The sequence below is a fragment of the Streptomyces sp. NPDC057486 genome, from assembly GCF_042802415.1.
GTDB classification, from domain to species: Bacteria; Actinomycetota; Actinomycetes; order Streptomycetales; family Streptomycetaceae; genus Streptomyces; species Streptomyces yanii.
Genome location: NZ_JBHVEE010000207.1, coordinates 1 through 11661, shown reverse-complemented (window position 1 = coordinate 11661; position 11661 = coordinate 1). Strand labels below are relative to the sequence as shown.

The following is an 11661-nucleotide window of genomic DNA, read 5'->3' as shown; positions in this document are numbered from 1 at the left end:
GTCTCGTTCACGGCGGACCGCGCCTGCTGCGCCCTACCGTCGTCGACGACGACGTACGCGCCGAGCTCACCTGTACGGCCGGGCTCGCCCCGCTGTACATGCTCCCGGCGCTCACCGCCTTGGACGCGACCCGCAACCGGAGGCGCCGGGATCGCCGTCCCCGCGCGGGATTGTGTACCCGGGCCTAGCGTGGGAACCCGCAGCGAGGGACGCGACACTTCGGACGACGGAGGAACGCATGGCCGTACGGCACCGGTTGATCAGGAAGCCTCCCGAGGACGTCTGGGGGGTCCTGTCCGACGCCGAACAGTACGGGGACTGGGTAGTCGGCACCTCAGAGGTCGAGCTGGACGAAGGACGGTGGCCCGAGCTGGGGGCGGCCCTCCAATACGAAATCAAGATCGGGCCGCTGACCCTGCACAACCGGACCGTCGTGCGCCGCAGCGAGCCGACCGCCGTCCTCGAACTGGAGGCGGACAGCGGCCCGCTGGGGACCGCGAGGATCGCGATGGAACTGCACCAGCCTGGCCCTTCCTGACCTGACCAAATCCCGTCGGGACCTTTAGGAACAGGCACTCACTCAGGAGTGGCTGGACTGGCAGTTGCGCCAGACCTGGGGCCGGATCCAGCAGCTCGAAGCCCAGGAACGGCAGGGCCAGGAGCGGCGGGCGCCGGAGCGGCAGCGCAGCGGGGAGCAGGGGAAGGCGCCGGTCGGGAAACGGGAGAGCGAGAAACGGCGCCCGCGTACTCCGGACTGGGGCGTCATCGACGTCGGGATCGGCACCCTGCGGTCCGAGGTCCACCGCGGGGACTGTTTCGCCGCCGGGAAGCAACTGCGGGCCATCAGCCGGGAGGAGGCCCTCGCCGCCCTCGGTGACGGAATTAAAAAACGGCATAGTGGTGCTTCGTTCAAACGCCGTCGTCGTCAGCGGGCTGTTGGGCCCACGCGGAGGTGATCGTCTCCGAGGCGGTGGACGGGGGCAGGCCCGCGAGTGCCTGTAGTTGGCTGGGTCGGTAGGGGGTTGGGCCGTGCCACTCCACGAGCATCACGGTGGCGTCGTCGTTGAGGCGGCCGCTGTGGTAATCCAGGTGGTGCCCGATCAGCCGGCGCAGGGTTTCTGGGACGGGCAGGTCGTCGGCGTGGTGACGAATGAGGAAGTCGGTCAGGCCATTGAGGCCGAATTCCTGTCCCTCTCGGTTGCGCGTTTCGGTAATGCCGTCGGTGTAGAGCAGCAGGCGGTCCCTGGGTTCCAGCTGGACGCGGCGTAGGGTGCCGGGCCGGTCCAGCCCGGTTCCCATGGGGGGAGCGGGCGGGCAGGACAGGTACACGAGGGTACGGTTGCCGCGGATAACGACTGGCGGGTGGTGGCCGTAGTTCGTCCAGGTCAGCACGCCAGTGCCCAGGTGAAGGTCGGCCAAGATGCCCGTGGCGTAGCGGCTGCCCGCAAATTGCTCGGTCAGGATCTCACCGACGCCTTCCGCTGTCTGCAGAAGGTCAGCGCCCCGGCGGCGGTGATTGCGAGCAGCCGCCAACGCGAGGTTCGCGGTCAATCCGGCGGCGATGTCGTGTCACATGGCGTCGAAGACAGACAGATGCACGGTCTCGTCGGCCAGGGCGTAATCGAAGGCATCTCCACTGACTTGGTAGGCCGGTTCCATGATCGCGCTGATCAAGACACGGTCGGTGGCGAAAGTTCGCGGCGGCATCAGCTGCCATTCCATCTCGGCGGATACTTCCATCCTCCGGCGGCGGACCAACCGGGAGTACGAGTCGCTCGTGTCACGCTTGCTCACCAGAAGGAGGGCAACCAGTCCGGCGAGCTTATTCAGATCCTCATCCGCCTCGATGTGTGCGCCTGGCACGCCGACCCGGAGCACACCAAGACGCTCAGTGCCGTCCAGCAGCGGGACCCACCACTGGCCCTTCGCAGAAGCCGAGGCCGGAAAGACCTTCCCTAGTTGGAAGGCCCGCCCCGCCACGGTCCCTTCAACGGACAACTCAGCCGGCACGTCGGCGCCACCGGGGCCGACGTCAAGGTTGCCAGCCAGCAGGTGCAACCGAACCTGTTGCAGATCGGCCAGATAGATCAGCACCTGAGGCCAACCCACCCCGGCAGCGTGCGACGCCACCATGCCAGGCAGCTGCTCCAAAGTCATCAGATGACTCGCAGCAATCAGCTCCGCCAGCACCCGTGTACGCGCCGCTTCCGCGCTGTTCATCGACGAACACCTTTCTCAACGGCCGAGAGAGCCGCGCTACAGACGGCACCACACCAACCAGGGTGAGGTTCCCCCGCTGCGCGGGTGGCTGACTAGCTCCGTACTTCGCGGGTGGCAGTGGATGGTGGGTTCCAGCGGCAACGCGCAGTCGTCTGGCCTGCGGTTATCGGCGACCATCCTGTTTGCGCTCGCTGTGCCGCAGGGCCCGACGCTGCTTGCCCGGCAGGGTGGCGGCCAACTCGCCCACCAGGGAGACGTCGTGGCACGTGCCATCCCGGCCGCCCCGACACCACCACACCGGTGGCCCTGTCGAGTCCGCTTCGCTCTGGTACCAGCCGTCGGTGGTTCCTGCGGGCCGAGGGTGCATTCCGATCTTGTGTGCCGAGCAGAGTGGCCAGACCTGCCAGAGCAGCTCCATGATGGTCTCCTGCGCCGCATCCGCGACCACGGCCAGGACCGTCGTCGCATCGTCCGGCTCTGGCGGGTCGCCCTCCTCCAGGTCGCACGAATTGACCGAGTTGCCGTGCCAACGGCCGTCCGGCATCGCTACGTAGATCTGATCTCTATCGATGGATCTCCGGGGCAGCGGCTCGCAAGACGGAACAAGCATCAGAATCAGCGCGTCCTGGCCTGGCAGGGTTGCCATCAGGTCGCGGTTGACCACGGCGAGCGCAGCCTCCAACTTCGGCCACTGGCCGGGCTCGACTCGCCTGGGCGCCGGGAGGTGCTGCCACTCGTGACCAGGACCGATGCTGAAATGCGAGAAGTAGTTCACCGAGGCATCGTCCCAGCCATTCCGTTGCTCACCGGTGGCTGAGGGCGAGATTTACTCCCTGCTAGGGCCGTTCAGGTCTCTGGCCAGCGGGGGTGTGTGGGTTCGAGGCCGAGGAGGTCGAGTAGGTGGAGCTGGATACCCCGGGTGATGGCGATGACGGGTGGATCGGTGGCGCTGCCGACTCGTAGCCGGAGGTCGGAGAGGTGGTAAAGGATCATCCGGCCGGTGGGTCGCACTCTCTGGTTGCCGGGGTAGAGGCCCCGCATTTTCTGGTCGCCTCCCAGGGCCCGGCGGACCTGGCGTTCGATGGTGAAGGGGTTGTCGTCTGGTCGGCTCCCGGCATCACGCTGCACGGTGACGTCCGGCACCTGGACGCGGGCATCGACGGCGAAGCGGTACGGCTTCCTCTCCCCGTAGTGTGCGAAATCCGGCCGGGTGCCCTGCGTGTGCTGCTGCCGAAGAACCGGCCAGGGATCCCGCCCGAGCCCGCGGTGCGCCATTGAACGGAAGCTTCCAGCAGGCATCCCTAAGGCTCAGCCTCACCCGTGCGGTACGAACCCGGGCGAGGCGCGGACGAGCCCGGACACTGCTGCCCGTAGATTGAAAGGGCAGGCCGCGCTCGGATCGTGTTACGAGCTCAAAGGATCAAGCATTGCCTTCGGGTCGCCCATTCAGATTTCCGGCGGGAGAACGTGGACAGGGCAGGACCCGGCCACGGCCGGCTTCGGCCAGGCAGTCTGAAAGGCGGTTCGGTCGGCAGCCTGGCACGAACTGGCGCCTCGACACCTTGGCCACCGACTGCGCCCACCCCCCGCCCAGGCCCCGCTCGACGAGGGAGCGGGCCAGGTGGGGTCCGCAGGCCGGCCGCGCTGGTCTCCAGGTCTCCGCTCGTTCACCCGGGGGCCGAGGCTGACCGGACTGCTGGTGCGGTGCGCCGGGCGGGATCAGGGGTGTGTGAGGGTGTCGAGCCGGGCGGCGAGGTCGGGGTGGGCGGCGGCCAGGTGGGGGCGGGCGGCGGTCAGGGGTGCGATGAGGTCGGCGGGATCGTCGTGGGCGAGGGCCGCGTGGAGCTCGCTGAGCGGGCGGCGGGCGGCGGCAGGCAGGTCGGTGAGGGCGGTGATCTGGCCGGCGAGGCGGCGCAGGTCGGCCGCGTTGCGGCGGGCCCAGGCGGCGGTGGTGCGGTCGGCGGCCCGGGCCCGGCGGGTGGCCGTCACGCGCTGTTCGCCGGTGGTCCCGGCGGGGCCGGGGCGGCCGCGCAGGTAGCGGCGTTCGGCGGCCTGTCGGCTGGCGACGCCGAGGGGGTGGGCGAGGTCGGCCCAGCTGGCGCCCGCGTCGCGGGCGGTTTCGATCAGGCCGGTCTCCCATCCGGCGAGCTGCTCGCGGACCTGCCGCAGCAGCGACAAGGAGGCCAGGGCCTGTTCCGGACCGGGGGCGGGGGCGGTTGGGGTCTCATGCTGGGCTTCACGCAGGGCGTCGTCTATGGCGTCAAGGGCCGCCGCGGCGGCAAGGAACGACACCGGGCTGTGGGCGTCGGCGCGGGTCGGGGACGGCTGGTCGGCCGGGGTCACGGACACCTCCCTCGGGTTGTCATCAGGCAGACGACATCATGTTTGTCATCCATTGGATGACATGTTACAACGGTGTCAGTGCAGCGCATTGGCAGCAACTGCCTACAACCCGCTGGAGGTGTTTCACGATGTTGATGCGCACTGACCCCTTCCGTGAACTGGACCGGCTGACGCAGCAGCTGATGGGCCCGGGAACCTGGTCGAAGCCGTCGGCGATGCCGATGGACGCCTACCGCGAGGGCGACGAATACGTGGTGGCCTTCGACCTGCCCGGCGTCACCGCAGACGCGATCGACATCGACGTCGAGCGCAACATGCTCACCGTCAAGGCCGAGCGCCGGCCGGTGGCGAAGGCCGACGACGTGCAGATGGAACTGTCCGAGCGGCCGCTGGGCGTCTTCTCCCGCCAGATCGTGCTCGCCGACACCCTCGACACCGAGCACATCCAGGCCGACTACGACGCGGGCGTACTCACCCTGCGCATCCCGATCGCCGAGCGCGCCAAGCCCCGCAAGATCTCCATCGGCGTCGGATCCGGCCACAAAGAGATCTCCGGCTGACACCGGCCGGACAGGTGCGGAGGACGGGCACCTGATCTCCCCCTCACCCCGCCCTCCGCACCCCTACGGGCATCCGAATGAAACAAGAAGGGGTGGCGGCCGAGATGACTCTGCGACGCGAAGCGTTCCTCGCCCACGTGAAGGAACGTGGCGAGTACGGCACTGTGGAGGAAGCCGAGCGCGCGGCCCGCGTGGTGCTCGCCCTCCTCGGCGCCCACCTGGTCGGCGAGGTCCGCGCCCAGCTCGCGGCACGCCTGCCGGAAGGCTTCGCCCTGATCCTGCTCAACCCGCTCCAGAGCGCCGAACCGCTACCCCCGGAGCGGTTCCTGCGGGCGACCGCAGCCTGGATCGAGGGCGCCACCGAGCACACCGCAACCTGGGACGTCAGCGCCGTCCTGTCCACGGTCGCCGACACGGCCGGCGATGACCTGCTTGGACAGATCCTGCTCCAACTCCCCGTCGGCTACGACCTCCTCTTCGGCCGCCCCCAGCCCACCTGACCACCGGTGCCGCACACCGGCACCACCCCACCCTGACTCCACGAAAGGCATGCACCGCAGTGATCACCGACGTACGCGTACCGCTTGAGCACCAGCAGCCGTACTCGACGGCGTACGAGCAGATGCTGGAGAAGGTCCGCTACGAAGGCGCCTACCCCACCCGCGAGAGAGCCGAGGAAGCCGTCCGCCTGGTCCTTTCGGGGCTGGGACGCCAGCTGACCGGCGACGAACGCGTCGACCTGGCCGCCTGCCTGCCCCTGGAGGCCGCACGTGCCCTGACCGCACAGATCCCCGACACCCAGCCGCTGACCGGATGGGCCTTCGTCAAGGACCTCGCCGCCCGCTCCGGGGCCTCCCTGGCCACCACCCGATGGGACACCGGCTCCGTCTTCGCGGCCGTCGCCGCCCACGCCGGCCCCGACCTCATCACCCGCATCCTGCACCAACTCCCCACCGGCTACGCCCTGCTGTTCGGCCAAGCCGAACTCAACCCCGCCGCGTAAACGGTCCGTGCCCTTCCAGCGCCAGGGAGGGTTGGACGACGGTGCACGGCCCGCGCACCCCGCAGCAAGAGGCCGCCGCAGCCCCGGCGTGACAGCCGGGCTCCGGGCGGGGCCGGAGCCACGGTGAAGACGACGTTGCCCGGGACGCCCAAGCGTCCCGGTCAGTATGCGCGGGCACCAGCCGCGAAGCCCGCTTGCGTAGGTGCAGGTCTTCGCCGTCTCAGGCCGAGGCCGGCGGCGCGGATGACTCGGCGGCGCGGCGGTATTCGGCGTTGCAGAACGGTCTCGATGGCAGAACGGTCTCGCGCCCGAACGCCATACGGTGATCGCCCCCATCCGCGGTCTGTGGGGCAAGAGCAGGATCAGGTTTCGGCTCGATGCCGCCGACGTCGTCGTTCCGGAGGCGGCGTAGGCGACCGGCCGGCCCCGGTGAACCAGAGTCCTGCGCTTCGAGCGTGAAGCTTCGCGTCCGCCTGTACACGCCGCCCCGGAGTCGGACGGTCACCCGTGACACTCCCCTCTCAGCGCGCGAGACACTTTCTAAGTTTGGGGCGGGAGGCTGTGTGCCAGGCAGCGGGCAGCTGTCGCTCGGCGTCATCGGCCCGGTCGTGCTCAACGTGGTGCAGGAGTCCGTAGGTGAAGGAACTCTCACCCGCGAGGGTGGCCTGCGTGGCAAGGTCGCGAAGGGTGTTTCGGGCAACCACGCTGTCCTGGTGTTCGCCGAGCAGCTTTTGCAAGGCCTTCATCTGGATTCGGAACTTCTTGGCGGGTTTGCCCAGAGCTGGCTGTACTGCTTCAGCGGCGTAGCGGGTTCGTTTTGCCGCCTTGCGGGCGTTGTGAAGCTGAAGGTCTCGTTCGGGTCCCGGTGGAGTTGTGCGGGTGGGCTGGATCCGGTTGGCGAGTCGCTGCCAGTCCCGTAGCACATCCTTGGGCAAGGTGGCGGTGGCGGGCTTGTCGGAGCCAGGAAGCAGGGGTGGTTGTGCGAGCAGTGCGTCCAGGGCCCGTAGCAGTGCGAGGTAGCGGGGGCCGTTGAGGACGTTCATCAGGCCGGACCGGTTCTCTGTGCGCTGCGCGTCGGACCAGGAGCCCACTCGGGTGGGGACCGGGCCCACGATCAGCGATTCCGGGAGCTCATCGATCCGCTCATACAGTCGGGCGGTGAGGACTTCGCGGTCGCGGTCCACGCCCAGTTTTGCGCCGAGCCATTTGAGTTCGTCGGCGAGCGGTTCAGTTACCTTACGGTCCAGCACGGTGCGGAAGGTCTTCAGGGCGCTGCGCAGTCGGCGGGCGGATACCCGCATCTGGTGGACTGCGTCGGGTTGGTCGCGTCGAACTGCAATGTCGAGGTCGGTGATGCGGGCCGTGTGTTCGCTCAGGTATCCGAGAACGACGTCGGCTGCGGAGGGTCTCTTAGTTTTTCTCTTCTTCGTTCCATGCGGTGTGTGAGTGGGACGCGTTGGCTGTGCGGACGGCCTGGCCGGCAGCCGGTTTCCCAGGGCGCGGGCGAGTTTGGATGCCGATCTGCTGCGCTGCATGCCAGCAGCAGTCAGGTGGTGCTCAACGGTGTCGAGAAAGGGGGGCGAGCCTTCAATAAGTTCGACTTCGGCCTCGGACCATTCCATGGAGGCCGCCACCTCGGGCGTGGAAGGGTCGATGGGGTGGGCTGTGACGTTGTCGTAGGAGACCTCGGCGAGTGCTCTACCTTCCGCATCCAGCAGGCGTCGGACATCGCGTACGTTCACGATGCGGACCACGGGGAGCAGTGACTGGTCGCGTGTGCGGGCGCGTACCAGGGAGGCGAGCGTGCCCGGCACGGCCGTCTCGTCGGTTAGGGGGGCGCGGATTTCCTCGCGGGCGTCTGGTCCGGAGGGGAGCTTGAGGTGCCATCCGGCGTCGCTGCCGCCTGTGCGTCGGCGAAGTGTGATGCCGTGTGTGCTCAGCTGCAGGTCAGGGGTGTCGTAGTAGGTGGCGTCCAAGATCTCGGTGCGCTCTTCCACCTGGATTACGCCCTCGACGTCGTTCAGTGGGGGCAGCGATTCCGCGTCGGATGTGGCGTCGTACTTGCGCTCGATCTCTTGTGTCGCATCAGTGCTGGTCTTCATGTCCTACAGCCTGCTCCGTGCCGCGGATTTCAGCACCAGGCGATACGCCGAAGGGAGAGCTGGTCGATGGGCGATGGGGCCGGTGTGGGCCAGGTCGCAGGGGCGGTCACGACTCCGTCGCCGGGACGCCTCAGCCGCGCCAGTTCGTGGGCTGGGGCAGTTCCGGCAGTTGGGTGTCGTGGAGCCACGTCGTGAAGAGCTCGTCCAGCGGCTTGGGGGTGTGCCGTTGCGCTGTGGCTATGAACGCTTCCGTCGTCACTGTGCGGTACCGGTAGGTCGCGGTCCATTTCTGGCTCGACGGCGAACAACTGTGCCTCGGCGTCGACGAACGCCGCCGCAGACCGGTGGGTGACCGCCACTGCCTTCGGCTTCCCAGTGGACCCGGACGTGAAAATGATCCAGGCATCGTCGTCGGGCCCCGGGTATCCCGCCGCACCGCTTGACCCCGCGCGTAGCGTCAGCTCGCTTCCGGCACCGATGACCGCTGCGACCCGGGCCTCGGCGAAGACCAATTCCGCCCATAGGTTCGCCTACTGGTCTTCGTCGATCGGGCACCCGGGGCGCCGAGTGCGCGGCCGGGCCGCCCTGGGTCCCGGCAGCGATTACCTGTCGGCTCCGGCTTGGGCGTGGCGGCCTGCGGGCTGGGGGCCGTGCCAGTCCAGGCACACGATGGTGGCGTCGTCTGCCGGGTGTCCGTGGCAGGCATCGGTGACCGCCTGGGTCAGGGTCCGGACCACCTCGCGGGGGTGCTCGCCGGCGGTGCTGTGGATCACGTCGGGCAGGTCGACGGATGCCGCCTGGCGTTCTTGCATGCCGTCGGTGTAGAGCACCAGGCGGTCGCCTGGGGCGAGGCCGAGGTTCTGGACCCGGTAGCGGCCGGGTGCGTGCAGGCCGAAGGGCAGCTCGGCGTCCAGGCGTACTTCGTCGACTGTGCCCTCGCGCAGGCGCAGTGGCCAGGGGTGGCCGGCGTTGACGAGCTGTGCGCCGGACCCGTCCAGGGCGATGCGCAGGAGCTGGCCGGTGGCGAAGGCGCCGCGGCCGTGGTCGAGGAGGGCCTGATTGGTCTGGCGGGCTTGTTCGGCAAGGTCCGCCTCGGCGCGGCGGGCGCCGCGGGAGGCGTTGACCAGGAGCGTGGCGCTGAGGGAGGCGTCGACGTCGTGGCCCATGGCGTCGGTGACGGCCAGGTGCAGGGTGGCGTGGTCGAGGCTGTAGTCGTAGGTGTCCCCTGCGATGGTGTCGGCCGGGATCAGGGCGCAGGCAAGGGCGAATTCAGCGGCCTCGCAGGAGGCGGCCGAGGGCAGGAGCTGGCGCTGGATCTCGGCGGCCAGGCTGAGCGTGGTGGTGCGCTCGCCCCAGTGATAGAGGTCGGTGAAGCGGCGGTCGGTGACGATGATGTACGCCAGCGCGTGCGCGGCCTCCTCGACCTGCTCCAGCACCTCCTGCGTGGCCTGGGGAAGGAACAGCTCCAGCACGCCGATCGTGTCGCCCCGGTTGGTGACCGGTGCGACCACCTGCTGCACGTCGCCGTCCGGGCCCTGCACCAGCTTCTGGGTACGCAGGACCTTGTCGTAGATGCTGCCGGCCAGGGGGATCTGGTCGGCGCGTCGACCCTGCTGCGGGGCGGCCTCCTCGCTGACCCGCACCACCTGCCGGCCGACGACGTCGACGAACAGGAAGCTCACGTACTGCGCGCCGAAACGGTCCCGCAGGTTGTCCGCGACCGTGTCCAGGGACGCTACCGGCGCCGCATCCTCGGCTGCGGCCAAAAGCTCGGCCAGCCCGATCCGATTATTGGCCATCGTCGTCTCCCAGCGTTCCTTCGCACCCCCCACCTGACCACAGGCATCGTCCTCACGCGACCGTGCATCGAGCCGGCGCCAGCTGGGGGTCTGATGAGTCCCGTTAGCTGCCCCTCGACGGAAAGCTTGCACCTCCAGCCCCGAAGTGGTTGCCGACCGGGTCCGAGCCGCCGAGGCGGGCGGCAGGCGCGCCGCCCGAGCGGGTGACGGGCTAGGTCAGCGCGGCAGCAGAGTCACGCCGCGCCGGCCAGGAGCGTCGCCATCGCTGGGAGCGCTTGGACCAGTCCAGCCCACACCGCCACCGCCATCGTCGCTACGGCTCTTCGTATGTACTGCCCGGACATCGCCTCGGCCGCGAAGGTGACCAGCAGCTGTTCCTCCCCCTCCCGCGCCGCTCCTCCATGACCGCATGGGAGCACCGTCAAGGCGGTGCAGGACCTGCCATCAAGAACGCTCCCTGGCCGCTTTCCGGCCTCGGCTCCAGCGTCGGCCAGTGCATGGGCCGCACTCATCCGCCTGGTACCGCAACCGGCGCCGCCGCGGCAGAGGTGCGATCAGAGCGCCACTGAACCCCAACAAGGCCCAGCCGGGACAGGGCGCCTTGCTGATCCGGTCGACTTTCCGGATCGAGTCGACTTTCCGGATCGAGGAAAGGCGACCGGATCATGATGCACGCGGCTGGCACCGCGAGTTCCGCAGCACCGCGGTCAGGACGGCACGACTGGTCGCAACGAATCAGCAGAGGAACGAGCGGACCGGCGATGGGCGGACCTGCTGCAGGAGCTGCGTATCGCCCAGACTGGCGTCCAGATTTTGTTCGGCTTTCTGCTCGCGGTTGCCTTCCAGCCGCGCTTGGCCGAGCTATCCACCGCTGACCGCAATACCCATCCTGGCTACTGGCCCACGCATCCTCCAACCGCGAAGGTTGAGAAGCAGCCCCTGGGGGCTGGCGCTCGGTTTGGCCCACCAATTCGGACCGGTTAACCAGCTGGGGGCCTTCGGGGCGAGAGCCAAGGGCGTCTTGGCGCTCAGCCCGGCCAAGTGCCGGTCAGGCGCTTCGTGGCGGTGGCGCCGCCACGGTCGACGATGGCCTTGACGGCTGAGAAGATGGCACCCTGCAGCGTCGCCGCGAGTACTACTTCCCGCCAGGTGCGTCGTTCGTCGGTGGCATCGGGGGCATCGTCGTTATGCCCGACCTTCTTCCAGACCTGTTTGAACACAAAGCTGGCCAGGGCACCACTGAGGGCCCCCAGCACAAGGCCGACAGGCTTGTAGGCCACCTCGGATGCCTTCATCGGTGCCTCCCCAGTCCCTTCGGTATTCTCCCGGCTTCGGGCTTGAGCAGCTCACGTGGAACTCCCGGCAACGCTCGCTCTAGCCGACAGCCGCTCGGTTTCTCCTGCGGCCTTCACAATTCATGGTTCCTCCTTTCAGAGCCAGGGGCGAACTCGAGCGGTATACGTGGCTGCTCCAGTGGTTCGCACCGCGCTGGAGATACCTCAGCTCGCTAGCACCCCGCTCCCGCCTCTTTGCGGCCAGCTAGTGTCTCGTGATCCTGTCCATGTCAGTTCGAGTTGTTATTGACGAGTTTCTTCACGTTGGTCGCGACGAGCCTGACCTTCGCGAGGACCTCG

15 protein-coding genes and 3 pseudogenes are annotated in these 11661 nt (G+C 68.4%); 7 read left to right on the top strand and 11 right to left on the bottom strand.

Features of this window, described 5'->3' with window-relative positions; translation table 11 throughout:
• From ACFU6I_RS45620 to ACFU6I_RS45610, 3 genes and pseudogenes are all read left to right on the top strand, one after another.
• Positions 1 to 188, top strand: a pseudogene (locus ACFU6I_RS45620) (hypothetical protein); the annotation flags it as partial.
• A gap of 50 nt (positions 189 to 238) precedes the next feature.
• Positions 239 to 538: an SRPBCC family protein gene (locus ACFU6I_RS45615; RefSeq protein ID WP_384379621.1), complete on the top strand. Its 300-nt coding sequence runs from the start codon at positions 239 to 241 to the stop codon at positions 536 to 538.
• Positions 539 to 602: 64 nt separating this feature from the next.
• Entirely contained in the window at positions 603 to 956 is a 354-nt protein-coding gene (locus ACFU6I_RS45610; protein ID WP_384379618.1) for a DUF6233 domain-containing protein, read from the top strand.
• Here ACFU6I_RS45610 and ACFU6I_RS45605 read toward each other — a convergent pair.
• From ACFU6I_RS45605 to ACFU6I_RS45585, 5 genes are all read right to left on the bottom strand, one after another.
• Entirely contained in the window at positions 910 to 1563 is a 654-nt protein-coding gene (locus ACFU6I_RS45605) for a PP2C family protein-serine/threonine phosphatase (RefSeq protein WP_384379624.1), read from the bottom strand. The genes ACFU6I_RS45610 and ACFU6I_RS45605 overlap by 47 nt on opposite strands.
• Positions 1564 to 1569: 6 nt before the next feature.
• Positions 1570 to 2220 carry a hypothetical protein gene (locus ACFU6I_RS45600; RefSeq protein ID WP_384379615.1) on the bottom strand — a complete coding sequence of 217 codons (651 nt, stop codon included), beginning with the start codon at positions 2218 to 2220 and terminating at the stop codon, positions 1570 to 1572.
• Positions 2221 to 2383: 163 nt separating this feature from the next.
• Positions 2384 to 2884, bottom strand: coding sequence for a hypothetical protein (locus ACFU6I_RS45595; RefSeq protein ID WP_384379612.1), 501 nt, complete (start codon positions 2882 to 2884; stop codon positions 2384 to 2386).
• 182 nt (positions 2885 to 3066) lie between these two features.
• Positions 3067 to 3495 carry a hypothetical protein gene (locus tag ACFU6I_RS45590; RefSeq protein WP_384379610.1) on the bottom strand — a complete coding sequence of 143 codons (429 nt, stop codon included), beginning with the start codon at positions 3493 to 3495 and terminating at the stop codon, positions 3067 to 3069.
• A gap of 444 nt (positions 3496 to 3939) precedes the next feature.
• Complete coding sequence (locus ACFU6I_RS45585) at positions 3940 to 4563, bottom strand: type III effector protein (protein WP_384379607.1); 624 nt, start codon at positions 4561 to 4563, stop codon at positions 3940 to 3942.
• 128 nt (positions 4564 to 4691) lie between these two features.
• On the opposite strand from ACFU6I_RS45585, the gene ACFU6I_RS45580 reads away from it, so the two are divergent.
• The 3 genes from ACFU6I_RS45580 (at position 4692) to ACFU6I_RS45570 (ending at position 6126) form a co-directional block, all read left to right on the top strand.
• On the top strand, positions 4692 to 5123 hold the full coding sequence (locus tag ACFU6I_RS45580) for an Hsp20/alpha crystallin family protein (protein WP_093599669.1): 432 nt from the start codon (positions 4692 to 4694) through the stop codon (positions 5121 to 5123).
• Between the two features lie 104 nt (positions 5124 to 5227).
• The gene (locus tag ACFU6I_RS45575) at positions 5228 to 5623 is read left to right on the top strand and encodes a DUF2267 domain-containing protein (protein ID WP_384379604.1); all 396 of its coding nucleotides are present in this window, start codon (positions 5228 to 5230) and stop codon (positions 5621 to 5623) included.
• Between the two features lie 59 nt (positions 5624 to 5682).
• Positions 5683 to 6126 (top strand): DUF2267 domain-containing protein, encoded by a 444-nt coding sequence (locus ACFU6I_RS45570; protein WP_384379601.1) that lies wholly within the window; start codon positions 5683 to 5685, stop codon positions 6124 to 6126.
• A 521-nt stretch (positions 6127 to 6647) separates the two neighbouring features.
• On the opposite strand, the gene ACFU6I_RS45565 is transcribed toward ACFU6I_RS45570, so the two are convergent.
• The 5 genes and pseudogenes from ACFU6I_RS45565 to ACFU6I_RS45545 form a co-directional block, all read right to left on the bottom strand.
• Positions 6648 to 8228, bottom strand: coding sequence for a CHAD domain-containing protein (locus tag ACFU6I_RS45565; protein ID WP_384379598.1), 1581 nt, complete (start codon positions 8226 to 8228; stop codon positions 6648 to 6650).
• A gap of 130 nt (positions 8229 to 8358) precedes the next feature.
• The gene (locus tag ACFU6I_RS45560; protein WP_384379595.1) at positions 8359 to 8487 is read right to left on the bottom strand and encodes a hypothetical protein; all 129 of its coding nucleotides are present in this window, start codon (positions 8485 to 8487) and stop codon (positions 8359 to 8361) included.
• Positions 8488 to 8521: 34 nt separating this feature from the next.
• A pseudogene (locus ACFU6I_RS45555) lies at positions 8522 to 8746 on the bottom strand (AMP-binding protein); the annotation flags it as partial.
• A gap of 84 nt (positions 8747 to 8830) precedes the next feature.
• Positions 8831 to 10027, bottom strand: coding sequence for a PP2C family protein-serine/threonine phosphatase (locus ACFU6I_RS45550; protein WP_384379592.1), 1197 nt, complete (start codon positions 10025 to 10027; stop codon positions 8831 to 8833).
• A gap of 233 nt (positions 10028 to 10260) precedes the next feature.
• Complete coding sequence (locus ACFU6I_RS45545) at positions 10261 to 10452, bottom strand: hypothetical protein (protein ID WP_384379589.1); 192 nt, start codon at positions 10450 to 10452, stop codon at positions 10261 to 10263.
• A 253-nt stretch (positions 10453 to 10705) separates the two neighbouring features.
• Between ACFU6I_RS45545 and ACFU6I_RS45540 the strand changes: the two are divergent.
• Positions 10706 to 10915, top strand: a pseudogene (locus ACFU6I_RS45540) (DUF6328 family protein); the annotation flags it as partial.
• A gap of 140 nt (positions 10916 to 11055) precedes the next feature.
• Here the strand turns inward: ACFU6I_RS45540 and ACFU6I_RS45535 are convergent.
• A complete protein-coding gene (locus ACFU6I_RS45535; protein ID WP_384379586.1) occupies positions 11056 to 11322 on the bottom strand; it encodes a DUF4235 domain-containing protein in 267 nt (88 codons plus the stop codon).
• Positions 11323 to 11661 lie beyond the last annotated feature (339 nt).